Source organism: Shimwellia pseudoproteus (genome assembly GCF_016415625.1).
Lineage (GTDB): Bacteria > Pseudomonadota > Gammaproteobacteria > Enterobacterales > Enterobacteriaceae > Shimwellia > Shimwellia pseudoproteus.
The window spans coordinates 38,532-62,869 of the sequence record NZ_WBXP01000017.1; the positions used below are offsets into that span (position 1 = coordinate 38,532).

Below are 24,338 nucleotides of genomic sequence, written 5' to 3' on the forward strand. Positions count from 1 at the left end.
GATGGCGCTCTGGCTCACCCACCCGTTGTTCTGGCCCGGCGTACTTGTCCTGCTCACCATTGGGCTATGGGCAACGTCACTGCTGCCTGAATTTATTACCGCGCTGCTGTTTTTTGCGCTGGCGTCGATAACCAACGTCGTGCCGGCAGAGGCGCTGTTCAGCGGTTTTGCATCATCGGCTTTCTGGCTGGTCCTGAGTGGGTTTATCCTCGGGGTGGCTATCCGTAAGACCGGTCTGGCGGATCGGGTGGCGGCGGCGCTCTCTGCCCGGCTGACAGGCAGCTGGTGGCAAATGGTGGGGTGTGTGGTTCTGCTGAGTTATGCCCTGGCGTTTGTGATGCCGTCGAATATGGGGCGTATCGCGTTGCTGATGCCGATTGTCGCGGCAATGGCGCGGCGGGTGGGTATCGAAGAGGGCACCCGGCCCTGGTTCGGTCTGGCGCTGGCGGTGGGGTTTGGTACCTTCCAGTTGTCGGCGTCTATCCTGCCCGCCAACGTGCCCAATATGGTCATGAGCGGTACGGTGGAGGGGGCCTGGGGCATTCATCTTAATTACCTGCCCTATCTGTTGCTGCATGCTCCGCTGCTCGGCGTATTGCGGGGCATTCTGATGGTGGCGCTGGTGTGCTGGCTGTTCCCCGGGCGGCCGGCACCACCCCGGCAGGTACTGGCACCTTCCCCGATGCGCCCGGCAGAGAAACGGCTGGCCGGGTTATTGCTGGCAGTACTGTTACTGTGGGTGACTGAAAGCTGGCACGGTGTGGGGCCTGCGTGGATAGGCCTGGCGGCAGCGGTGATAACGTTGTTACCGCGGGTCGGGTTTGTCTCCAGCGATGAGTTTGCCAGCGGGGTCAATATCCGCACCTGTATTTATATCGCCGGTATTTTGGGGCTGGCGGCGGTGGTAACGCACACCGGGATTGGCACACGGCTCGGACAGGCGCTGCTGAATGTGACGCCGCTGGATCCGCAACACCCTTTTACCAGCTTTGCGTCCCTGGTGGGGATCACCAGCGCGATGAATTTCTTTATGACCGCCAACGGTGTGCCGGCCCTGTACAGCACCATGGCGGACAGTTTTTCCCGGGCGACGGGTTTCCCGCTGCTGACGGTGATTATGATTCAGGTGATCGGCTATTCCACGCCGTTATTGCCGTATCAGGCTTCCCCGATTGTGGTGGCAATGGCGCTGGGTAAGGTACCTGCCAGGGCAGGGATGGCGTTGTGCTTCGCCCTGGCCGTGATGACCTGGGTGATCGTACTGCCGCTGGAATACGGCTGGTACCGTCTGTTGGGGATGCTGTAATAAAAACACCTCCCGCAGGAGGTGTTGTCATCAGGATAATAACCCGCGTAAATTACGCTTTTTTCGCTTCAGCAGCGGCTTTGACGATGGCTGCGAAGGCATCCGCTTTCAGGGACGCGCCGCCAACCAGGGCGCCGTCGATATCCGGCTGGCTGAACATTTCAGCAGCGTTCGCGGCATTAACGGAGCCACCATACTGAATGATAATGTTTTTTGCCACGTCGGCATCGGCTTTAGCAATGTGATCGCGGATAAATTTATGTACTGCCTGAGCCTGTGCCGGGGTTGCAGATTTGCCGGTACCGATAGCCCATACTGGCTCGTAAGCAATCACTGCACCTTCCAGCGCTTTTGCGCCCATGGTTTTCAGCACGGCGTCAATCTGGCGTGCGCAAACTTCTTCGGTTTTACCCGCTTCGTTTTCGGCTTCGGTTTCACCGATGCACAGCACAGGGATCAGGCCTTCTTCTTTCAGTACCGCAAATTTTTCGGCGATCAACTCGTCAGTTTCACCATGATAAGTACGGCGTTCAGAGTGGCCGATAATAATGTATTCGGCGCCGATATCTTTCAGCATGGTAGGGGAGATTTCACCGGTGTAAGCGCCGGAACGATGCAGGCCAACGTCCTGAGCACCGAGACGAATATGGCTGCCGCCGATACAACGGTCGGCCAGTTCGACATACATGAGAGGCGGGGCAATTGCTACTTCACAGCCGACAACAGTGGACAGTTCCTTACGCAGGCCAGCAATCAGCTCGTTGACCATTTGTTTGCTGCCGTTGAGTTTCCAGTTACCCATCACTAAAGGATGTCGCATTTTATTTCTCCACGCGGATTTAGCAAATAATAACGCTGCCTCTCAGGGCAGCAAGTTCTGTGAAACAGTATAGAGACTACACACTATAAAGGCTTTGTTTTTCGTCATTTGTTGCCGGTGTCTAAATTCTCTGATAACGCTAGCTTAATCGGTTCAACAGCGAAGGTCAGCCCTTTTTCGCCATTATCTGCCACAACGTAGCGGATCGCTCCGTCACTTTTGGCAAAGTAGCGCTTGCCCTTGCCGCTGGTCATCAGCTGGCTGAGCTTTTGCTGGCTCTGGGGCTTGCTCAGCGTGGGCGAGAAGGTGCGCAGGATTGCGGCCATATAATCCATCGCCCGGGTTTTGGCGGCTTTCTGTTCCGGCCCCTGAATCGGTAGCCAGGTGATTTGCATGCTCTTAATCTTCAGGGTGCCGCGCTCCAGTGCCGTAGAGGCATAGAGGTTTTCATTGATCTTGCTGGCGGCCCGGGTCAAGTTAGCGGCGTCGCTGCTGGGAGCAATAGCGCGAAACTCTTCCAGCGGCAGCGTCGGATTATCGAGGTTAAACCGCTCTCTGAACTGGCTAATGGTAAGATCAAAGGTGGGCGACCCCGGCAGTAAGTAGACTGCTGTCGGGTGCGGCATTTCGGGTGCCGGTGCCGCCTGGCAGACCGCGATACTACAGCTGACAAGCACCAGTACGGGTAGCAATATTTTCATCGGTATATAGCTCTCGGCAGGGCAGTTATCTCTCCGGATTAAATAGGGATTCCGCTGGCTTGTCAAAAATCAGCCCGATTAAGGTAAACTGGCACCACAATAACTAGCAGGAATAACTCTCAGGAATACCAATGACCCTACAGCAATGGTTGTTCTCTTTCCGCGGGCGTATTGGTCGGCGGGACTTCTGGATCTGGATTGGTTTGTGGCTGGTGGCCATGGTTATCCTGTTTTCCCTCGCCGGGAAAGGGATGCTAAATATGCAAACTGCCGCCTTTATGCTGGTGTGTTTGCTGTGGCCCACCGCCAGCGTGGTGGTAAAGCGCCTGCACGATCGCGGTAAATCCGGGGCATGGGCATTTTTACTGATCCTGGCGTGGATGCTGCTGGCCGGTAACTGGTCAGTGCTGGGGGGCACCTGGCAATGGGTGATTGGCCGCTTTGTACCCACCCTGATGATGGTGATGGTTATCCTCGACCTGGGCGCGTTTATCGGCACCCAGGGGGAGAATAAATACGGCAAAGAGACCGGCGAGGTCAATTTCCGCTGATCGCCCGTTACCAGTAATGTTCCGCGGTAATATGGCCCGGCCGCCGGCGCAGGTGTTTGGCCATCTGCCGGGTGTCTTTCAGCAGTTGCGTGGTATCCCGTACCATCTGCGGATTACCACACAGCATCACGTGGCTGGTGGCGTTGTCTATTGCCAGCCCCACGGCTTGTTCCAGAGCACCGCTGGTTATCAAGTCGGGTATCCGGCCCTGGAGTGAGCCCGGCGCCGCTTCGCGGCTGACCACGGTTTGGATACGCAGCTTCCCTTCATAACGCTTAACCAGAGCCTCCATGCGCGGCAGGTAGCTTAAGTCCCGCTGATAGCGCGCCGCGTGGACCAGTACCAGGTGCTTAAAGCGATCGAGATCCTGGCCCTGTTCCAGTATCGACAGGTAGGGGCCCAGCGCTGTCCCGGTAGACAACATCCATAAGGTGTCGCAGTCCGGCACTTCGTGAAGGACAAAAAAACCGGCCGCTTCACTGACGACTTGCACCTCATCGCCGGGCTGCATGGCGTGTAAACGGGGGCTGAGCATCCCTTCCGGGACATTGACCAGGTAAAACTCGAGCGCCGGGTTAGTCGGGGCATTGACGTAAGAATAGGCCCGCTGAACACGTTCGCCGTTGATTTCCAGCCCAAGTTTGGTGAATTGGCCCGCGGTAAACGGAGAGACGGGGGCGTCTACGGTGAGGGTAAAAAGCGAGTCAGTCCAGTGCTGGACGCGGGTAACCTTTCCTGTAACCCATTCCGCCATTATGAACCTCCTGTTAATCAGATTGCAGTATACCCGTCAACTTTCAGGCAGCAGGCGCGCCCGCTGCCCGGGGTTATTAGGCTATATCTTCGCCGCAGCGGCGGCACATTTCCAGCCCAGCGGGGCTGGAAAGCTCAATCCGACAAATCGGCGATTACAGCAGATATTGGTGCAGATTCACGTCTTTGCGGTCGAGGTAGTGAATGGATTTGATCCGGCGAATAGTGCGTGATTTGCCGCGAATCAGCAGGGTTTCGGTGGTGGCCATATTCCCTTTACGGTTGATGCCGTCCAGCAGATCCCCTTTGGTTATCCCGGTGGCAGAGAACACCACATTGTCGCTCTTGGCCATCTGATCGAGGGTCAGGATCTGTTCTGCCTCAATGCCCATCGCCCGGCAACGCGCCAGCTCTTGCTCACCAATGCGGCGGTTTTCTTCGCTATCACCCTTCACATGGTGGCGCGCCAGCAGACGGCCCTGCATATCGCCATCCAGCGCGCGGATCACGGCGGCAGAGACTACCCCTTCCGGGGCGCCGCCAATGCCGTACAGCACGTCGACTTCGCTGTCAGGCATGCAGGTGAGAATAGAGGCGGCCACATCCCCGTCAGGGATAGCAAAAATGCGCACTCCGAGTTTTTGCATATCGGCAATCACCTGTTGATGGCGGGGTTTGGCGAGAATGGTCACCGTCAGTTCGCTGAGCGGTTTGCCTAATGCGGCGGCGATACGGGTAAAGTTTTCCGCCAGCGGCAGGCTGAGGTCGATAACCCCTTTGGCGCCGGGCCCGACGATCAGCTTCTCCATGTACATATCTGGGGCATTGAGGAAGCAGCCTTTATCACCCACCGCCATCACGGCAAGTGCATTGGCCTGGCCCATGGCGGTCATCCGGGTGCCTTCAATGGGGTCCACGGCGATATCTACCGGGTCCCCGTTACCGGTCCCCACTCGCTCACCGATGTAGAGCATCGGGGCTTCATCAATTTCCCCTTCGCCAATAACAATCTGGCCGTCGATATTGACCTGGTTGAGCATAATCCGCATGGCGTTAACGGCGGCGCCGTCGGCGGCGTTTTTATCACCGCGGCCCAGCCATTTATAACCCGCCAGTGCGGCAGCTTCGGTTACCCGGGAAAATTCGATGGCAAGTTCTCGTCTCATAGCACACCTATTCAGCAAAGAAATTGCCCGGAGTGTAGCACAAGGCGGCTACCCGGAAGATGAGCAGGGATAAGGGCAGGGAAGGATACGGAGGCATGCCCCCGTATCCGGTGTGAGATTAACGATCGTGCTCTTCCCAGGCGAGCGCGCGTTTCACGGCCTTTTGCCAGCCTTCATAACGGTAGTTGCGCTCCACGGTTTCGATCCCCGGGCGGAACTCACGTTCGATGGTGGCCTTTTCGCTCAGCTCGTCGAGGTTCTGCCAGTAGCCCACCGCCAGGCCTGCCAGGTAGGCGGCGCCCAGGGCGGTAACCTCCCTGACTTCCGGACGTTCAACCCGGGTGCCGAGGATATCGGCCTGGAACTGCATCAGGAAGTTGTTAGCCACTGCACCGCCATCCACCCGCAGCGCGTGGAGCCGGATACCGGAGTCGGCCTGCATGGCCTCCAGCACGTCCCGGGTCTGGAAGGCGATAGACTCCAGGGTGGCGCGGATAATATGGTTGGCGTTAACCCCGCGGGTCAGCCCGAGGATGGCGCCGCGGGCATAGGGGTCCCAGTAAGGCGCACCCAGGCCGGTAAAGGCCGGGACCACGTAGACCCCGTTGCTGTCCTTCACTTTACAGGCAAAGTATTCCGAATCTGTCGCATCGTTGATCAGCTTCATTTCATCGCGCAGCCACTGGATTGATGCCCCGCCCATAAATACCGCCCCTTCGAGGGCGTAGTTTACTTCCCCCTGTGGGCCGCAGGCGATGGTGGTCAACAGGCCGTGGCTGGAACGTACCGCCTGTGTCCCGGTGTTCATCAGCATAAAGCAGCCGGTACCATAGGTATTTTTCGCCATCCCCTGTTTCACACAGAGCTGGCCAAACAGGGCCGCCTGCTGATCCCCGGCGATCCCGGCGATAGGAATACGGGTGCCGCCTTTACCCCCGATGTTGGTCTGGCCGTATATCTCGGAGGACTTACGCACTTGCGGCAGCATTTCACGCGGGATATCCAGCGCATCCAGCATTTTGTCATCCCACTCCAGATCGTGGATGTTGAATAGCATGGTGCGCGATGCGTTGGTGTAATCGGTGACATGTACCCGGCCCTGGGTCATGCGCCAGATAAGCCAGGTATCCACGGTACCAAACAGCAGCTCACCGCGTTTGGCCCGCTCTCTGGCCCCGTCTACGTGGTCGAGGATCCACTTCACTTTGGTGCCGGAGAAATACGGGTCGATAACCAGCCCGGTGGCGTGACGGATATAGTCTTCCATCCCGTCACGTTTAAGCTGTTCGCAGATCTCCGCGGTACGGCGGCATTGCCACACAATCGCGTTGTAAATCGGCTTGCCGGTCTCTTTTTCCCAGACAATCGTGGTTTCGCGCTGGTTGGTGATACCGATGGCCGCAATCTGATCGGAGCCGATATCCGCTTTCGCCAGGGCTTCTACCAGGGTGGAGCTTTGGGATGCCCAGATCTCCATGGGGTCGTGCTCAACCCAACCGGCTTTAGGGTAGATTTGTTCAAATTCGCGCTGTGAGACGCTGACGATATTGGCGTCGTGATCCATGACCACGGCACGGGAGCTGGTGGTGCCCTGGTCGAGTGCGACGATGTATTTTTTTTCGGTAGTCATAATGGCGTCCTGACAATCAAATTATAGTGAGGCGTTAGGTTGATGCGCTGCCGGTTGCTGAGTGGCTTCTGTTGCCGGTTTAACGACCACGTCCGCCGCCGGTACCCCGGCGACGGCTACGCCAGGTAAATAAGGGCTAATCAGTTTTTTGTAGCCAAACGCGCCCATCGCAGCGCCCACTATTGGCCCAAAGAGCGGTACCAGGAAGTAGGGTACTGGCATGCCGCCGGTAAAGGCGATATCACCCCAGCCCGCCAGCCATGCGAACGTCTTCGGCCCCAGATCGCGGGCCGGGTTCATCGCGAAGCCGGTCAGTGGCCCCATTGAGGCACCAATGACCGCGATCAGCAGGCCAATCAATAGCGGTGCCAGCGGGCCGCGCGGAATACCGTTTCCATCATCGGTCAGTGCCATAATCAGTGCCATCAGCACCGCGGTAATCACCATTTCAACGGCAAATGCCTGGAGAAAGTTCAGGTGCGCATTGGGGTAGGTGGAGAAGATCCCCGCCAGTTCCAGGCTGCTTATGCTGCCGCGTACCATATGGTGAGTCTGTTCAAAATCGAAGAAAAGATTGTAGTAAAGCCCGTAAACTAACGCCGCTGCGCAAAACGCGCCGGCAACTTGAGAAAAAATAAAAGGAATAACGTTGCGTTTATCAAAGTTGGCGAACATACAGAGTGCCAGGGTAACGGCCGGGTTGAGGTGGGCACCGGATACGCCGGCAGTCAGGTAAATGGCCAGTGCCACCCCCAATCCCCAGATAATACTGATCTCCCACTGCCCGAATGATGCCCCGGCGACTTTTAGCGCCGCGACACACCCCACACCGAAGAAGACCAACAACCCGGTACCTAAGAACTCTGCGATACACTGACCTCGTAAGGTTGACGCTGCTGTTTGACTCATAATCGGGTCCTGAAGGCAAAATGAATGGTTATTGTCGTTAGGCATCCATGCGTGCTTCTGCCACGTAGGCATGGTGTTAATTTATCGTTAACGAGTAAAAACGAAAAATACCGAACTTAAAATGTGTGTGGTTCGTCAAAAAAGTGAGCGTTTTCGCGCTAAAAAGTCGAAGTGCAGCAAGATTTATGAGTGCCGTAATGGAAAGTTGTTTCCCGGACGTTAACATTTTTGCAGCCTCATGGTTTATGCCCCAGGCATAAGCTGAAAATTGACAGGAAATGCAAAGAGCGTTGTATCCCGCTGGACACGGACTGCCGGGCTTCTTACAATCGGGTAACTGCGTAGTGTGCGCGTGTTTTAAGGCGTCACCACTCATTTTGGGACGGGATAGTTATCCAACAACGCCTTGCAATTCGGGAGAGGTATGACAATGTCATTTGAAGTTTTTGAAAAACTGGAAGCGAAAGTCCAGCAGGCGGTTGATACTATCACGCTGCTGCAGATGGAAATTGAAGAGCTGAAAGAGAAGAACAACACCCTGGCACAAGAAGTTCAGCAGGCTCAGGGGAACGCTGAAGAGATCACTCGTGAAAACGAGCGTCTGAAAGAACAGCAGAGTGGCTGGCAGGATCGTCTGCAGGCGCTGCTGGGTAAAATGGACGAAGTCTGATTACCAGTACAGGGGGCGGCAACGGTTTGCCGTCTTCTGATATTCAGCACCGGTAATTCCCGGTGCTACATGAAAAAAAGGTACCGCATGCGGTACCTTTTTTGCACGCGGGACCCCTACTCAATATCAAGCGGGTCTTCGGAAAGAATGATCCCGGTGTTATCGGCATACAGATGGTCGCCAGAGAAAAACGTCACGCCGCCAAAATTGACGCGCACATCACTTTCCCCGACACCTTCCCCAGCGGCACCCGCTGGAATGGCCGCCATTGCCTGAATCCCCAGATCCAGCTCTTCCAGATCGTCCACCTGGCGTACGGCACCGTAAACCACAATGCCTTCCCACTCGTTTTGTACTGCCAGCCTGGCGAGGTCTGCATCGATCAGGGCGCGGCGTACTGAGCCGCCGCCATCTACCAGCAGAATGCGGCCGCGGCCGTTTTCTTCCAGCATTTCATACAGCAATCCGTTGTCCTCGAAACATTTCACTGTGATGATTTGCCCGCCAAACGATGCCCGCCCACCAAAGTTAGAGAACAGGGGTTCAACGACGTTGACATCTTCCTGGTAGATGTCGCAAAGCTCGGAAGTATCGTATTTCATAGGGTTAACTTCAATCGCTGCACGAGTAGTCAGTATATCGCGTAAAATGAATTGTTGGCAAAATCATCAATTGTTAATTGATATTCATCATTTAAAATTGCACGGTGCTGCCCACTACACCCAATGCAAACAATAGGTTAGTTAATAATGCACCTTTTACGGTGCGCTCCAGCATTGGGCGCATGGCCTGCGGATCTCGCTCGCGCAGGACGTATCCGGCCTGTTTAGCCAGCAGCGGGGCAGCGAAGATAAACAGCCATCCCCACACACTTTGCAGCCAGATAACATTAAACAGCGCCAGGCAGAGCAGTGTGCCGCCCAGCAGGCAGGCGTGGTAGCGCCGCGCCCCTACGGGCCCCAGACGTACCGCAAGGGTGTTTTTGCCGTTTTGCCGATCGCTGTCGATATCGCGCAAGTTATTAATATTCAGCACTGCCGTGGCCAGCAGACCGCAGGCGGTGGCGGGTAAGATAATGGCAGAGGTCAGGGTATGGGCCTGTAAATACCAGGTGCCCATCACGCTTAACCAGCCGAAAAATATCAACACCGAAATATCCCCCAGCCCCATATAGCCGTATGGACGCGTGCCGACGGTGTAGGTGATGGCGGCGATAATCGACAACAAACCGAGCAGCAAGAAACCGAGGAAGTCCGCTGGGGTACGGCAGGCAACGGACACCAGTAAAATACCGGACAGGCAAATTAGCGCTACTGTCAGCATCAGCGCTTTTTTCATCTGGCTCTGGGTGATAACCCCTTTCTGCATCCCGCGCAGGGGGCCAATACGGTCGGGCTTGTCGCTGCCTTTGACGGCATCGCCATAGTCGTTTGCCAGGTTAGAGAGAATTTGCAATAAACCTGCAGTGACCAGGGCCAGCAGCGCGACGGTGGGGTTAAACACCCCTTGCCACCAGGCCAGTACGGAGCCCATCAGCGTTGAGGCAAAGCACAAAGGTAATGTTTTAGGGCGCAGGCTTTCCAGCCAGGCCTGCGTTCTGCTTATCGGGTGTGAATCGGTCATTTTGGATTATCGCCAGCCATAAAAAATGGGGGCAAAATGCCCCCATCCGGAATGATGAAAACTATAATGCCAGCGATTATAGGATAAAACGGCTCAGATCTTCATCTGCAACCAGTTCATCCAGATGCTTACCAACATAGTCGGCATCAATCACAATGCTCTGACCATTCAAGTCGCTGGCATCATAAGAGATGTCTTCCATCAGGCGCTCCAGCACGGTATGCAGGCGGCGGGCACCAATGTTCTCTGCGCTCTCGTTCACCTGCCAGGCAGCCTGAGCAATGCGGCAGATGCCGTCCTGGGTAAAATCGATATTTACGCCTTCGGTTGCCATCAGCGCTTTGTACTGCACGGTGATTGACGCATTTGGCTCCGTCAGAATACGTTCGAAGTCGTTCGCCGTCAGGGCCTGCAATTCGACGCGGATTGGCAGACGACCCTGCAGTTCCGGGATAAGATCGGACGGGCTGGCGGTCTGGAACGCGCCGGAGGCGATAAACAGGATATGGTCGGTTTTGACCATCCCGTGTTTGGTGGAGACGGTGCAGCCTTCTACCAGCGGCAGCAGGTCGCGCTGTACCCCTTCACGGGACACGTCTGGCCCCTGAGAGTTACCGCGTTTACAGATTTTGTCGATCTCATCAATAAACACGATACCGTGCTGTTCAACAGCATCAATGGCCTGTTGTTTCAGCTCTTCCGGGTTAACCAGCTTGGCGGCTTCTTCTTCCACCAGCAGTTTCATGGCGTCTTTAATTTTCAGCTTACGCGGTTTTTGTTTCTGGCCGCCTAAGTTCTGGAACATGGACTGCAACTGGCTGGTCATCTCTTCCATGCCGGGAGGGGACATGATTTCAACGCCCATTGGCGCCGCGGCCAGATCGATTTCGATCTCTTTATCATCCAGCTCGCCTTCACGCAGTTTTTTGCGGAATGCCTGGCGTGCCGCAGACGGTTCTGCGGTGGCCTCTGACTGGCCCCAGTTATTTTTAGCCGGTGGGATAAGCACATCCAGAATACGTTCTTCCGCCAGTTCTTCGGCGCGGTAGCGATTCTTGTCGATGGACTGCATGCGCACCATTTTAACGGCGGCATCGGTCAGATCGCGGATGATAGAGTCAACTTCCTTCCCGACGTACCCGACTTCGGTGAATTTAGTCGCTTCAACTTTGATGAACGGCGCGTTGGCCAGTTTTGCCAGACGGCGGGCGATTTCTGTTTTACCAACGCCGGTCGGCCCGATCATCAGGATATTTTTAGGGGTAACTTCGTGGCGCAGCTCTTCATTCAGCTGCATACGGCGCCAGCGATTACGCAGGGCGATAGCCACAGAGCGTTTTGCCGCATCCTGGCCAATAATATGGTTGTTCAGCTCGCTGACAATTTCGCGTGGGGTCATTTCAGACATGGGGGAGATCCTTACGCTTTAGACGGTAATTCTTCGATGGTTTGGAAATGGTTGGTGTAAATGCAGATGTCACCAGCAATTCCCAACGCTTTCTCCACGATGTCGTGGGCGCTTAAGTCGGTGTTTTCCAGCATCGCACGGGCCGCGGCCTGGGCATATGGCCCACCGGAACCAATGGCTATAAGATCGTTTTCTGGCTGCACGACATCACCATTACCGGTGATGATCAGCGAGGCATTTTCGTCTGCCACCGCCAGCAAGGCTTCCAGTTTGCGCAGCATTCTGTCGGTGCGCCAGTCTTTCGCCAGCTCAACGGCGGCTTTTACCAGGTGTCCCTGATGCATTTCCAGTTTGCGTTCGAAGAGTTCAAACAAGGTGAAGGCATCCGCCGTTCCCCCGGCAAACCCGGCGATCACTTTATCGTTATACAGGCGACGGACTTTTTTCACGTTGCCTTTCATGACGGTATTACCCAATGTGGCCTGACCATCGCCACCAATTACCACGTGGCCATTACGGCGCACACTCACTATTGTTGTCACGGGCAGCCCCTTTATGAATAACTGAATATGGATGCCCCGTTTGCCGGTGAGGCAAACGGGGAAACAGATGAAAGTATAGATGGGGGGGATTTTAGGGGTTTCAACCCCCGGCAGAGAGACGAATGCAGTTTGGATGGCCCGCGGTTTTCAGGCGGCCCATGGTACCGTCCGCCGCATCTTTACCTTTCACCGGGCCAATCACCACGCGATTCCAGCCGTTATTGGTGGTGATATGTGAGTCGAAACCTTCAAATGCCAGCTTGGCGCGTACCGTTTCTGCCTGTTCAGCCCCGCGGAAGGAACCGCACTGGATCATCCAGCGGCGGGTATCGGCTTTGTCTGCCGTCTTCGGTGAGGTTTCCTCCGTCACTGGTGCCGGTTTGCTGGCGGCGGTTTTCGGCGGCGTTTGCATCAGGTCCTGATAAGGCGGCTGGGCGGCGGGCTTGTGCTGCTGCACGTTGCGCGGCTGTTGGGCTGGCGCGGTGGCAACATTTCGTGGCTGTGGTGCCGGGGCCGGCTGCGGCATACTGCGCGGCTGGCTAACTGGTGGCACCGAGGCCATATTCTGCGGATGCTGCGCATTCCACTGGGCCTGGCGTTGCAGCGTTTGCTGGCGCTGGGCGGCGGTCTGCTCGTTCCAGGGCACTTCGCTGAGCTGGGTTGGCTGCTGGCGCATATCGGCCTGCATTTGTTCCAGCAACTGGCGCTGCTCATCAGTGAGCTGGCTCTGATTGGTTATCTCGCCGCCGGCGGTCGGTTCGGTAGGCGTGCGTACGCCTGGCTGGCGACCTTCCAGCTCTTTGATATAGCGCCAGCGCTCTTCGGGTTTCGGCGGCAGGCCGTTACCCGGTACTTTCTGGGTGGTCAGCGCTTCGCTTTCTTCCTTCTTATGGTGAGTAATGAAATATAAACCACCAATGAAGATAACCAGCACTGCCGCAGCGATACCGATCACCATAGGAGAGACATTCGGCAAGCTGGGGTGTGCGCTCTTGCGTGAATTCGGTTTTTTGCGCCGCACGGTGGACGGTTGCCCGCGACGTACATAATCTCTTTGTGCCACTATCGTTTCGCTGTTGTCATTCGCATCTCAGCCCGCCATGTTACTTAAGGGGCGGGCCTTTGACCAGATTGCAAAGTCTTAATAGTGCTCATTTTGCTTGCAGAGCACGCGTTGACCCGCGTAAAACCAGTTCGCAGTCCAGCAAACGGGAACCGCTCTCAACCACGTGGCCCTGTAACTGGTCAAGTAACAGTAGCATGGCCTGCTGACCAATCTCGAAGCGCGGCTGAGAAACCGTGGTCAGCGGAGGGTCACAGAACTGGGAGAGCGCAATATTATCAAAGCCAATAATAGACACATCTTCCGGTACTTTTAAACCGCGACGTTTAACCTGTGACAAGGCGCCCAGCGCCATGACATCACTGTGGCAAAACACCGCCGTGGGAGGCGTGGGCTGGTTCAGGAGTTGCTCCATGGCAGTGGCGCCCGCCTGATAGGTAAAATCACCGCGGGCAATATAGTGAGGGTCAACGGTGATTCCCCGGCGGCGCAGGGCCTGGACATACCCCTGTAGCCGGTAATGGCACAGGGGCATTTCTTCCGGGCCGGCAATACAAGCAATACGCTGGTGCCCTTGATCCTGCAAATAAGACACCGCATTGAATGACGCGGTCAGGTTATCAATATGGACCGTCGGCAGCTCCAGCTCCGGCGCAAATTCGTTGGCCATGACCATCGGCGGCAGATTGCGCTGTTCTTCTTTGCTGGCGTCAAAAGGCAGGCGCGACCCCAGCAGCAACATACCGTCGATTTGCTTGGTAATGATCAGGTCAATAAAGGTCTTTTCCTGCTGATTCTGGTGTGCGCAATCACCAATCAGCACCAGGTATTGGTGTTCTGCGGCGGTCACTTCGATACCGCGAATGATCTCACTGAAAAAGGGATCGCAGATATCGGGTACGATGACCAGAATGGTGCGGGATTCGTTGCGTTTCATATTACGGCCCAGGGTGTGGGGTAAGTAGCCCACCTCAATGGCCGCCTGCTCAACTTTATTGCGTGTTGCCTGTGAAACTTTATCCGGGTTCATCAGGGCACGGGACACCGTGGCGGTGGAGACATTCGCTCTAAGGGCGACGTCTTTCATCGTCGCGGTGGCGGCAACCTGCTTATCTTGTTTCAACTTCATCTCCTCACACCTGCGCTCAATGGGCGTCGACACTTCCTGTTGTCTGATCGTGCTCACATTTTTATCAGATATTCGGGTGGGGAGTTACAGTTCTTTCAGTGAAAGTGTGAACCAGGTTGAATTTTACACGGTTTATCGCACAGTTGGTTTTCTGTCCGGCGCGGTTAACTCTCAATCGGGTCCACATCAAGGTACCATTTCACCCGGCGGGCCTCCGGCAGGGTGTTCACCAGCGGCAGGCTACCGCTGATAATCCGCTGCAGGCGGGCCCGTGAAGGATGCTGAAGCAGTAACTGCCAGCGGAACCGGCCGTTGCGTTTGGGCTGTAATGCCGGTACCGGCCCCAGCAGCCAGAGCTGGTTATCAGCCAGGGTGCTGGACATTAACAGGTTACGCAATTGCTGTAAGAACCGCGGCGCCTGCTGGTTATCATGATCTTCGGCGCGGATCAGAATATGGCTGCTCCACGGGGGGAGCATGACGCTCTGGCGTTCGGCCAGCGCCTGCTGAGCAAACGCGTCGTAGCCCTGATGCAACAGGGTTTGCAGCAGTGGATGTTCCGGGTGGTGGGTCTGGAGGATAACCTCCCCGGCCTTACCGGCGCGACCGGCCCGGCCTGACACCTGGGTGAATAGCTGAGCAAAACGTTCTGCGGCCCGGAAGTCGGCGGAAAAGAGCGCCCCGTCAACATCCAGCAGGGCTACCAACGTGACATCCGGGAAATGGTGCCCTTTAGCCAGCATCTGGGTGCCGATCAGTATCCGGGCCCCCCCGCGATGAACCTCTGCCAGTTGTTGCTCCAGCGCCCCTTTGCGGCTGGTGGTGTCCCGGTCAATCCGCGACAGCGGCACACCCGGGAAAAATGGCGCCAGCCCCTGTTCCAGCTGCTCGGTGCCCATCCCCACCGGTACCAGGTGGGTGGAACCACACTGGGGGCATTGTGGGGGCACTGGACGCTGGCTGTCGCAATGGTGGCAGCGCAAATGGCGCTGGGCCTGATGAAAGGTGTAGTAGTGATCACAGCGCGGGCATTCGGCGATCCAGCCACAATCGTGGCACAGCAAGGCCGGGGAGAAACCGCGACGGTTTAAGAACAGGATAACCTGGTTATCGTCTTTCAGGTGTTGGCGCATTCGGGCGATCAGCGCCGGTGCCAGGCCGGTTTGCAATTGCTGGCCCTTGAGGTCAATCACGTGCTGGGCCGCCGGGCGGGCGTTCCCGGCGCGGCGGGTCAGGGTCAGACGGCGGTATTTTCCGATCCGCACGTTATGGAGCGTTTCCAGCGCTGGCGTAGCGGACCCCAGCACAATGGGAATATTGTCTGCGTGGGCCCGGTAGACCGCCAAATCCCGGGCGTGGTAGCGCCAGCCTTCCTGTTGTTTGTAAGAGCTGTCGTGCTCTTCATCAATCACAATAACGCCGAGATCTTTAAAGGGGGTAAACAGCGCTGAGCGGGTGCCGATCACAATGGCCGCCTCGCCATCCCGGGCCTTCAGCCAGGTGGATAACCGTTCGCTGTCATTCAGGCCGGAGTGCAGCACTTCAACCGGGGCGTTAAAGCGCTCGCGAAAGCGGGCAATCGTCTGCGGAGTTAAGCCGATTTCCGGCACCAGCACCAGCGCCTGGCGCCCCTGGGCGAGCACGTTCTCCAGCACCGTCAGGTAGACTTCGGTCTTGCCGGAGCCGGTTATCCCTTCCAGCAGCCAGGCACTAAACGTGTCCAGCTGGCTGTGGATAGCCCCCACCGCGGTGGCCTGCTCGGTATTAAGGCGCAAGCGCTCCCCGGCTGTGCTGTACTGTTGACGCCAGTCCTGGGTATCGGGCTGTTGGCTACGTAAGTCGCACAACCCTTTGGCTCGCAGTGCCTGGAGGGCGGCATCGGTGATGTCCAGTTCCGCCAGTTGGTGGCGCCAGATATACCCCTGGCGCAGTGTGGCCAGGGCCTGTTGCTGTTTGGGGGCGCGTTTCAGGGTATTAATGTCGGTCGCCATTCCCTGTTCTGTGGCATACCAGTACCACAATGGGGTTGCCTGGGCTGGTTTCCCCTGGCGCAGCAGGCCGGGCAACGCGTGGAAGAGCACTTCGCCGATGGGGTAGTGGTAGTAATTGGCTGCCCAGCGCAGTAATTGCCACAGGGAGTCCGGGAACAGCGGTGCCGTGTCGATAACCGCCTCAATGGCTTTTAAGCCATCCAGCGGCAGCTCACTGGTTTGTGAGCAGGCCACCACGATACCGGTCATCTTGCGCTTACCAAAAGGCACCTGCACCCGGGCACCTTCCACCACCGGCATATCCGCGGGGATCAGGTAATCAAAGGTGCGGCTCAGTGGGACGGGCAGGGCAACGTGGGCGACAGACATTCAGGCTCCGGGCTGTGGAAAATCACGACACAGTGTACACTGTGCCCCTGAAAAAACGGATCAGATTGCATAGGGCAAGAAGACTCTGTATAATTCGCCGCCTTTGATGCGCGATTTTCGCCTTCAATATACATCATTATCAACCACGCGTGGTGTCTGGCGTTAGGGCTGGAAGAGCGACGCGGCCTTAGACTGAGGTTTCCCATGAAACAAGGTATTCACCCGAATTACACTGAAATTACTGCAACCTGTTCTTGCGGTAATGTTATCAAAACCCGCTCTACTGTGGGTCACGACCTGAACCTGGACGTCTGTGGCAAATGCCACCCGTTCTTCACTGGTAAACAGCGTGTTGTTGATACCGGTGGTCGTGTTGAGCGTTTCAACAAACGTTTCAGCATCCCGGGCAGCAAATAAGTTGCACGAATCAAAAAAAGCGCCTGCGGGCGCTTTTTTTGTTTCTGCCGCCGGGAATTAGTATTCCCAGGTGTCCGGGTCTATCCCCAGTTCACGCATCAGCACTTTTGCCGCTTCCGGAATCTCATCACTACGTTCTTTACGCAGATCTTCATCATTGGGTAATGGCTGCCCGGTAAACGCATGCAGGAACGCTTCACACAGCAATTCACTATTTGTTGCGTGGCGCAGGTTGTTTACCTGACGACGAGTGCGTTCATCTGTAAGGATCTTCAGTACTTTCAGTGGAATGGAAACTGTGATCTTCTTAACCTGTTCGCTTTTCTTACCGTGCTCAGCATAAGGGCTGATATATTCGCCGCTCCATTCAGCCATGGGATACCTTTAATCCTCTCAATTGTTATTGTGCGCAGCATTCGCCTGCCAGGGCGGTGCCAGCCAGAATTATTACGTGTATGCAGTGCAGGATAAAGCGTTTTGCCACTGCCTGCGCGGTTTTAGCGCGCTAAAGCGTATAATTTTAACGGCTATTCGCTATTTGCTCAATCTATACGCAAAGAAGTTTAGATGTCCAGATGTATTGACGTCCATAATCACAATGATTACTCTGAAGGCTAAATGTTACCCGACAAGCCAGGATATATAACCGATCATGACGCGTAAACAGGCCACCATCGCAGTACGTAGCGGTTTAAATAACGACGAGCAGTTTGGCTGTGTTGTTCCTCCTATTCACCTGTCCAGTACCTATAATTTCACCGGATTCAATGAACCCCGTGCCCATGACTATTCACGGCGCGGTAACCCGACGCGTGATGTGGTGCAGCGGGCGCTGGCAGAATTGGAGGGGGGCGCCGGTGCGGTGTTGACCAGTACCGGGATGTCTGCCATTCATTTAGTCACCACGGTATACCTTAAACCGGGCGATTTGCTGGTGGCGCCTCATGACTGTTATGGGGGCAGTTATCGTCTGTTCGATAGCCTGGCGGCGCGGGGCTGCTACCGGGTGCTGTTTGTGGATCAGGGGGATGATGCCGCCCTGGCCGCAGCCCTGGCGGAGAAACCCAAACTGGTATTGGTAGAAAGTCCGAGTAATCCGCTGTTACGCGTGGTCGATATCGCGAAAATCTGTGGTCTGGCCCGGGACGCGGGGGCGATCAGCGTGGTAGACAACACCTTCCTGAGCCCGGCATTACAAAACCCGCTGGCGCTGGGGGCCGACCTGGTGGTGCATTCCTGCACCAAATACCTTAATGGCCACTCTGATGTGGTTGCCGGGGTGGTGATTGCCAAAGATGCCGGGCAAGTGACAGAGCTGGCCTGGTGGGCGAATAATATTGGTGTCACCGGCGGGGCGTTTGATAGCTACCTGCTGCTGCGTGGGTTGCGGACCCTGGGGCCGCGCATGGAAGTGGCCCAGCGCAATGCGCAGGCGATTGTCGGCTATTTACAGTCCCAGCCGCTGGTGAAAAAACTGTATCATCCGTCATTGCCGGAAAACCCAGGCCACGAGATTGCTGCACGCCAGCAGAAGGGCTTCGGGGCAATGTTGAGTTTTGAGCTGAACGGTGATGAGCAGACATTACGCCGCTTTCTGAGCGGGCTGTCTCTGTTTACACTGGCAGAATCTTTGGGCGGGGTGGAGAGTCTGATTTCCCACGCTGCGACCATGACCCACGCCGGTATGGCGCCAGAGGCGCGTACGGCAGCGGGCATTTCCGACATGCTGTTACGTATTTCCACAGGTATTGAAGACAGTGATGATTTAATTGCTGACCTGGAAAATGGCTTCCAGGCAGCAGCAAAGGGGTAAGCATGAGTGTTTCAGCGCCTGCAGAGACGACGGGTCGTCAACTGCATAAATTTGGTGGCAGCAGTCTGGCCGATGTGAAGTGTTACCTGCGTGTGGCAGGGATTATGGCCGATTATTCCCGTCCCGGTGACATGATGGTGGTGTCGGCCGCAGGGAGTACCACCAACCAGTTGATAAGCTGGCTGAAACTCAGCCAGACCGATCGCCTGTCTGCTCATCAGGTTCAGCAAGCCCTGCGTCGTTATCAGATTGAGCTTATCAGCGGCCTGTTACCCGCGGATGCGGCTGAAATACTGATTAACCGCTTTGTGCATGATCTTGAGCGGCTGGCGGGGCTGCTGGACGGTAAGATTACCGACGCGATTTATGCGGAAGTGGTGGGCCACGGCGAAATTTGGTCTGCCCGCCTGATGGCGGCGGTGTTGATCCAGCAAGGTATGGAAGCTGCCTGGCTGGATGCCCGTGATTTTCTGCGCGCCGAACGCGCCGCCCAGCCTCAGGTTGATGAAGGGTTGTCCTGGCCGCTGCTGCAACAGCTGATGGCGCAACATCCGAATAAGCGCCTGGTGGTGACCGGGTTTATCTGCCGCAATAACGCCGGTGAGACTGTCCTGCTGGGGCGTAATGGTTCTGACTATTCTGCGACCCAGGTCGGCGCGCTAGCGGGCGCTAACCGGGTAACCATCTGGAGCGATGTCGCCGGGGTGTACAGTGCGGACCCGCGTAAAGTAAAAGACGCCTGCCTGCTGCCGCTGTTACGGCTGGATGAAGCCAGCGAACTGGCCCGCCTGGCGGCGCCGGTACTGCACGCCCGCACGTTGCAGCCGGTCTCCGGCAGTGACGTTGACCTGCAACTGCGCTGTAGCTACACCCCGGAGCAGGGCTCCACCCGTATTGAGCGCGTGCTGGCCTCCGGCACGGGGGCCCGTATCGTGACCAGCCATGACGGCGTGTGCCTGATTGAGTACCGGGTCCCGGCTGGCCAGGATGTCAAACTGGCCCTGAAAGATATCGACAGTGTCCTGAAGCGTATGCAGGTGCGCCCTCTGGCAACCGGCGTACACCCGGATCGCCATCTGCTGCAATTCTGCTACACTGCAGAGGTTGCCGATAGCGCATTGCAGATCCTCCAGGAGGACGATTTGCCGGGTGAGCTGACCCTGCGTGAAGGGCTGGCGCTGGTGGCGATGGTGGGGGCCGGTGTCTGCCGTAACCCGCTGCACGGCCACCGTTTCTGGCAGCAACTGAAAGATCAGCCGGTGGAGTTTGTCTGGCAGTCCGAAGAGGGGATAAGCCTGGTGGCGGTGCTGCGCGGCGGCCCAACTGAGAGCCTGATCCAGGGGCTACACCAGTCGTTATTCCGCGCGGAGAAACGTATTGGCCTGGTGCTGTTTGGTAAAGGCAATATCGGCTCCCGCTGGCTGGAACTGTTTGCCCGGGAGCAGGAAACGCTTTCTGCCCGCACCGGGTTTGAGTTCGTGCTCGCCGGGGTGGTGGATAGCCGCCGCAGCTTGCTGAATTATCAGGGCCTGAACGCCAGCCGCGCCCTGGCCTTTTTTAATGATGATGCCATTGAGCAGGATGAAGAAGAACTGTTCCAGTGGATGCGTAACCATCCTTATGATGACCTGGTGGTGCTGGATGTGACCGCCAGCGAGGAGCTGGCCGATCGCTATCTGGATTTCGCCAGCCACGGCTTCCATGTTATCAGCGCCAATAAACTGGCCGGGGCCAGCGGCAGCCAGCAGTATCGCCAGATTCGCGATGCGTTTGCCAAAACCGGCCGCCACTGGCTGTATAACGCCACCGTAGGCGCGGGCTTGCCGGTGAACCACACGGTACGTGATTTGCGCGACAGCGGGGATACTATCCTGTCGCTGAGCGGGATCTTCTCCGGCACGCTCTCCTGGCTATTCCTGCAATTTGACGGAACGGTGCCGTTTACCGATCTGGTGGATCAGGCATGGCAGCAAGGGCTGACAGAGCCCGATCCGCGGGTTGACCTGTCCGGTAAGGACGTGATGCGTAAACTGGTGATTCTGGCCCGTGAAGCCGGCTACGATATCGAGCCGGATCAAGTGCGGGTTGAGTCCCTGGTCCCCCAGGGCTGTGAAGCGGGATCGGTCGATTTCTTCTTTGAAAATGGCGACGCCCTGAATGAGCAGATGGTCCAGCGGCTGGAGGCTGCCCAGGAGATGGGGCTGGTGCTGCGCTATGTGGCGCGCTTTGACGCTAACGGCAAGGCCCGGGTAGGGGTTGAGGCTGTCCGCCCGGAACACCCGCTGGCGGCGCTGCTGCCCTGCGATAACGTGTTTGCCATTGAGAGCCGCTGGTATCGCGATAACCCGCTGGTGATCCGCGGGCCAGGTGCCGGGCGCGATGTAACCGCCGGGGCGATTCAGTCTGATATTAACCGGCTGGCGCAGTTGCTGTGATCGGCGCATAACGTGCTGAATTAACTCCCCCGAAGCGGGCAGGCGTGAGCCTGCCCGTTTTTATTTGTATGGTGAGGGGTATTCACGTTATCTGAAAATTCCTCACTGACAGGGATGATAATTTTGTTGACGGCTTGTCACTTTTCCGTCATTTTTACATCTGGACGTCTAAACGGATAGACGGCAAACACAACACTAATTATTAGAAGCGATTGATGAGGTAAGGTATGAGTTTCTTTCACGCCAATCAGCGGGATGCCCTGAATCAGAGCCTGGCGGAAGTCGGCCCGATTAATGTCTCTTTTGAGTTTTTCCCGCCGCGCACCAGTGAAATGGAGCAAACCCTGTGGAACTCCATCGATCGTTTAAGCAGCCTGAAGCCGAAATTTGTCTCGGTGACCTACGGCGCAAACTCCGGGGAGCGCGACCGCACCCACAGCATTATTAAAGGCATTAAAGATCGCACCGGCCTGGAGGCCGCACCACACCTTACCTGTATTGACGCCACCCGTGATGAGCTGCGCACCATCGCCCGGGATTACTGGGAAAACGGTATCCGCCATATTGTTGCCCTGCGCGGCGACCTGCCCCCCGGCAGCGGCAAGCCGGAGATGTATGCCGCTGACCTGGTGGCACTGCTCAGGGACGTGGGCGATTTTGATATCTCGGTGGCGGCCTATCCGGAAGTCCACCCGGAGGCGAAAAGCGCCCAGGCGGATCTTATCAACCTGAAACGTAAAATTGATGCCGGGGCTAACCGGGCAATTACCCAGTTTTTCTTCGATGTTGAAAGTTACCTGCGCTTTCGCGATCGCTGTGCGGCGGCGGGGATTGACGTGGAGATCGTGCCGGGGATCCTGCCGGTCAGTAACTATAAGCAGTTACAGAAATTTGCCACCATGACCAACGTACGGGTACCACACTGGATGAGCAATATGTTCGTCGGGCTGGATGATGATCCGGAGACCCGCAAGCTGGTGGGGGCGAACATTGCCATGGATATGGTGAAAATCCTCAGCCACGAAGGGGTGAAAGATTTCCATTTTTATACCCTGAACCGCGCAGAAATGAGCTATGCCATCTGCCATACCCTGGGCGTGCGGCCGGGGATCTGATTCCCCCACGCCGTAACCGGTGTGTCACCCAATAAAAAGCCACCCAAAGGGTGGCTTTGTCATTTCAGATGGGTCAGGTCAGGCGGGCGTTATTGATTCGCTACCTGATCGCCATAAGGCAGGCTGTCGTAATCAATCAGTGACCCTTTCTTGTACGGGTTACCAATCCAGCGGGTGGCTTCAATAAACTGCGGGCTCACCACCGAGCGGGTCGGGTCGTAGCCGTCGTAACGCAGGCCGGACAAATCAGACCAGGTGTGGATCAGCTGTGAGCTGCTGTATTTGCGGTTGACGTCAGCGGCGAGGTCACGGGGATGCGCCTGCTGCCATTTATCGGATGTCCAGAGGATAAACGGCACCGTATACATATGGCGGGTTGGTGCGCCCTCGTTACGGCCCTGGGTCTGGTGTGGCGGTGTGTCGTAAACCTCTTCCCCGTGATCGGAGAAGTACAGCAGGAAGCCGTTAGGGTCTGTTGCCTTGTAGTCGTTAATCAGGCTGGCGACCACGTGATCGTTATAGCGGTTGGCGTTGTCATAGGTGTTGTAGTCAACAATCTGATCGGCATTCAGCCCGCCGGGGATATCATCGGTTTTATTATCAAATTTATTCCAGCTTTCCGGGTAGCGGAATTCATAACGGATATGGGTACCCAGCAGGTGGACGATAATAAACTTCTTCGGCGCCGGATCGGCGAGTACTTTTTTAAACGGATCCAGCACGTTGGTATCGTATTCCCGGGCGCTCTGGGTACGCTGCTGGTTCATATAAAACTGCTCATCCGTCTGCTTAGAAAACACCGTCAGCATGGTATTGCGCTTGGTCATGGTCTGCTGGTTGGTTATCCAGAAGGTTTTATACCCGGCCTGCTTCATCATGTTCATCAGCGACGGTTGGGTCAGGTAGAGGTCCGGGTTTTGCTCATCGGCAAAGGTCAGCGCCTGCTGGAGGATCTCAATGGTGTAGGGGCGGGAGGTCACCACATTGTTAAAGACGGTCAGGCGCGGATCGTTTTTATGGATTGCGTCCAGCTCCGGGGTGGTTTCACGGTGATAACCATACAGGCTCATATGGCCGCGCTGGGTGGATTCACCAATCACCAGGACCAGCGTACGCGGCGCGTCCCCGGAGAGGTCTTTCATATTCCGCAGCGGCGGCAATTGGCTGTTCTTGCTCAGCAGGGCATTCAGGCTGTTTAACTGGGAGCGGTACTGGAAGTAGCCAATGACAAATTGCCACGGGGCCGCAGGCTCCATCCGGCCCATCAGCGTCGTGGCGGCCGGGACAACGCCCTGATTCTTGGTGACCATTTTGACGGCAATGGGGTTTATCACCAGGCCAAACAGAATGGCCAGTGAGACCAGCCCGTGCCAGGGGCGGCGGATATAGACCGGACGCAGACGGGTCCACAGGAAAAGGGCCCCGAGAGTATAAATGACGGTACACAACACCAGCTTCAGGCTGAAGTATTGGCCGATATATTCGCTGGCTTCGTTGGCGTTGGATTCGAGCATCACAAACAGGACGCTTTGTGAGAATTCCTGGCCGTAGATGACAAAGTAGCTCAGTGCCGCCAGGGATGCGGCCCATAGCACCACCCCGATAGCGGCAGCGATAATACGGGTATATTTCGGGAACAGGAATACCGGAATCAGCCACAGGGAGCTATAGAGTAGCGAATCCCGCAGGCCGTTAGTACCGCTGTAGCCGGTCACGCAGATGGCAATCTGGAGGACGGTGGAAAAGTACCAAAAGTAGAGGAGTACCCATCCAAGGGCTTTCCAGCTAAACGTCGGTTTAGCCTGAGAGTGAGGTGTGGCGTGCATATGTAGGCTCGTCTGGTAAATTGACGGCAAGCATAGAGATAAAACCTTAAGCAATCCTGAACAGCACAAAATGCAGGGTCACAAGGTCTTCGGCAGGGTGG

General features: G+C 56.4%; 22 protein-coding genes. 7 read left to right on the top strand and 15 right to left on the bottom strand.

Annotated features, from left to right (window positions below):
- Window position 1: 1 nt before the first annotated feature.
- The gene (locus F9C28_RS09735) at window positions 2–1,306 is read left to right on the top strand and encodes an SLC13 family permease (RefSeq protein WP_199015018.1); all 1,305 of its coding nucleotides are present in this window, start codon (window positions 2–4) and stop codon (window positions 1,304–1,306) included.
- A 52-nt stretch (window positions 1,307–1,358) separates the two neighbouring features.
- Here the strand turns inward: F9C28_RS09735 and tpiA are convergent, their stop codons facing one another.
- Window positions 1,359–2,126, bottom strand: a complete 768-nt coding sequence (gene tpiA, locus F9C28_RS09740; protein ID WP_199015019.1) for a triose-phosphate isomerase — start codon at window positions 2,124–2,126, stop codon at window positions 1,359–1,361.
- Window positions 2,127–2,230: 104 nt separating this feature from the next.
- Window positions 2,231–2,827 (bottom strand): YiiQ family protein, encoded by a 597-nt coding sequence (locus tag F9C28_RS09745; protein WP_199015020.1) that lies wholly within the window; start codon window positions 2,825–2,827, stop codon window positions 2,231–2,233.
- Window positions 2,828–2,958: 131 nt separating this feature from the next.
- Between F9C28_RS09745 and F9C28_RS09750 the strand changes: the two genes are divergently transcribed.
- Window positions 2,959–3,378, top strand: coding sequence for a DUF805 domain-containing protein (locus tag F9C28_RS09750; protein ID WP_199015021.1), 420 nt, complete (start codon window positions 2,959–2,961; stop codon window positions 3,376–3,378).
- 7 nt (window positions 3,379–3,385) lie between these two features.
- Here the strand turns inward: F9C28_RS09750 and fpr are convergent, their stop codons facing one another.
- The 4 genes from fpr to F9C28_RS09770 all read right to left on the bottom strand — a co-directional run bounded on the left by fpr (window position 3,386) and on the right by F9C28_RS09770 (window position 7,836).
- Window positions 3,386–4,132 carry a ferredoxin--NADP(+) reductase gene (gene fpr, locus F9C28_RS09755; protein ID WP_199015022.1) on the bottom strand — a complete coding sequence of 249 codons (747 nt, stop codon included), beginning with the start codon at window positions 4,130–4,132 and terminating at the stop codon, window positions 3,386–3,388.
- Between the two features lie 154 nt (window positions 4,133–4,286).
- Window positions 4,287–5,297 carry a class II fructose-bisphosphatase gene (gene glpX / locus F9C28_RS09760; RefSeq protein WP_199015023.1) on the bottom strand — a complete coding sequence of 337 codons (1,011 nt, stop codon included), beginning with the start codon at window positions 5,295–5,297 and terminating at the stop codon, window positions 4,287–4,289.
- A 118-nt stretch (window positions 5,298–5,415) separates the two neighbouring features.
- A complete protein-coding gene (gene glpK, locus F9C28_RS09765) occupies window positions 5,416–6,927 on the bottom strand; it encodes a glycerol kinase GlpK (protein WP_199015024.1) in 1,512 nt (503 codons plus the stop codon).
- 21 nt (window positions 6,928–6,948) lie between these two features.
- On the bottom strand, window positions 6,949–7,836 hold the full coding sequence (locus F9C28_RS09770) for an MIP/aquaporin family protein (protein ID WP_199015025.1): 888 nt from the start codon (window positions 7,834–7,836) through the stop codon (window positions 6,949–6,951).
- Between the two features lie 424 nt (window positions 7,837–8,260).
- Between F9C28_RS09770 and zapB the strand changes: the two genes are divergently transcribed.
- Window positions 8,261–8,506, top strand: coding sequence for a septal ring assembly protein ZapB (zapB, locus tag F9C28_RS09775; RefSeq protein WP_199015026.1), 246 nt, complete (start codon window positions 8,261–8,263; stop codon window positions 8,504–8,506).
- 116 nt (window positions 8,507–8,622) lie between these two features.
- Here the strand turns inward: zapB and rraA are convergent, their stop codons facing one another.
- The 7 genes from rraA to priA form a co-directional block, all read right to left on the bottom strand.
- The gene (gene rraA / locus F9C28_RS09780) at window positions 8,623–9,108 is read right to left on the bottom strand and encodes a ribonuclease E activity regulator RraA (RefSeq protein ID WP_199015027.1); all 486 of its coding nucleotides are present in this window, start codon (window positions 9,106–9,108) and stop codon (window positions 8,623–8,625) included.
- A gap of 91 nt (window positions 9,109–9,199) precedes the next feature.
- On the bottom strand, window positions 9,200–10,129 hold the full coding sequence (gene menA / locus F9C28_RS09785; protein ID WP_199015028.1) for a 1,4-dihydroxy-2-naphthoate polyprenyltransferase: 930 nt from the start codon (window positions 10,127–10,129) through the stop codon (window positions 9,200–9,202).
- A 76-nt stretch (window positions 10,130–10,205) separates the two neighbouring features.
- Window positions 10,206–11,537 (bottom strand): HslU--HslV peptidase ATPase subunit, encoded by a 1,332-nt coding sequence (hslU, locus tag F9C28_RS09790; protein ID WP_199015029.1) that lies wholly within the window; start codon window positions 11,535–11,537, stop codon window positions 10,206–10,208.
- A gap of 11 nt (window positions 11,538–11,548) precedes the next feature.
- Window positions 11,549–12,079: an ATP-dependent protease subunit HslV gene (gene hslV, locus F9C28_RS09795; protein ID WP_199015030.1), complete on the bottom strand. Its 531-nt coding sequence runs from the start codon at window positions 12,077–12,079 to the stop codon at window positions 11,549–11,551.
- A gap of 100 nt (window positions 12,080–12,179) precedes the next feature.
- Window positions 12,180–13,142 carry a cell division protein FtsN gene (gene ftsN, locus F9C28_RS09800; RefSeq protein WP_199015031.1) on the bottom strand — a complete coding sequence of 321 codons (963 nt, stop codon included), beginning with the start codon at window positions 13,140–13,142 and terminating at the stop codon, window positions 12,180–12,182.
- Between the two features lie 88 nt (window positions 13,143–13,230).
- Complete coding sequence (gene cytR, locus F9C28_RS09805; RefSeq protein ID WP_199015049.1) at window positions 13,231–14,265, bottom strand: DNA-binding transcriptional regulator CytR; 1,035 nt, start codon at window positions 14,263–14,265, stop codon at window positions 13,231–13,233.
- Between the two features lie 170 nt (window positions 14,266–14,435).
- A complete protein-coding gene (gene priA, locus F9C28_RS09810; RefSeq protein WP_199015032.1) occupies window positions 14,436–16,631 on the bottom strand; it encodes a primosomal protein N' in 2,196 nt (731 codons plus the stop codon).
- A gap of 204 nt (window positions 16,632–16,835) precedes the next feature.
- Between priA and rpmE the strand changes: the two genes are divergently transcribed.
- Complete coding sequence (gene rpmE, locus F9C28_RS09815) at window positions 16,836–17,048, top strand: 50S ribosomal protein L31 (protein ID WP_002442685.1); 213 nt, start codon at window positions 16,836–16,838, stop codon at window positions 17,046–17,048.
- 57 nt (window positions 17,049–17,105) lie between these two features.
- Here the strand turns inward: rpmE and metJ are convergent, their stop codons facing one another.
- Window positions 17,106–17,423, bottom strand: coding sequence for a met regulon transcriptional regulator MetJ (gene metJ / locus F9C28_RS09820; RefSeq protein ID WP_199015033.1), 318 nt, complete (start codon window positions 17,421–17,423; stop codon window positions 17,106–17,108).
- Window positions 17,424–17,700: 277 nt separating this feature from the next.
- Here metJ and metB point away from each other — a divergent pair, with 277 nt between their 5' ends.
- The 3 genes from metB to metF all read left to right on the top strand — a co-directional run bounded on the left by metB (window position 17,701) and on the right by metF (window position 22,411).
- Window positions 17,701–18,861, top strand: coding sequence for a cystathionine gamma-synthase (metB, locus tag F9C28_RS09825; protein WP_199015034.1), 1,161 nt, complete (start codon window positions 17,701–17,703; stop codon window positions 18,859–18,861).
- A gap of 2 nt (window positions 18,862–18,863) precedes the next feature.
- Window positions 18,864–21,296 (top strand): bifunctional aspartate kinase/homoserine dehydrogenase II, encoded by a 2,433-nt coding sequence (locus F9C28_RS09830; protein ID WP_199015035.1) that lies wholly within the window; start codon window positions 18,864–18,866, stop codon window positions 21,294–21,296.
- A 227-nt stretch (window positions 21,297–21,523) separates the two neighbouring features.
- On the top strand, window positions 21,524–22,411 hold the full coding sequence (gene metF / locus F9C28_RS09835) for a methylenetetrahydrofolate reductase (RefSeq protein WP_199015036.1): 888 nt from the start codon (window positions 21,524–21,526) through the stop codon (window positions 22,409–22,411).
- Between the two features lie 89 nt (window positions 22,412–22,500).
- On the opposite strand, the gene F9C28_RS09840 is transcribed toward metF, so the two are convergent.
- Window positions 22,501–24,237, bottom strand: coding sequence for a phosphoethanolamine transferase CptA (locus tag F9C28_RS09840; protein ID WP_199015037.1), 1,737 nt, complete (start codon window positions 24,235–24,237; stop codon window positions 22,501–22,503).
- Between the last annotated feature and the right edge of the window lie 101 nt (window positions 24,238–24,338).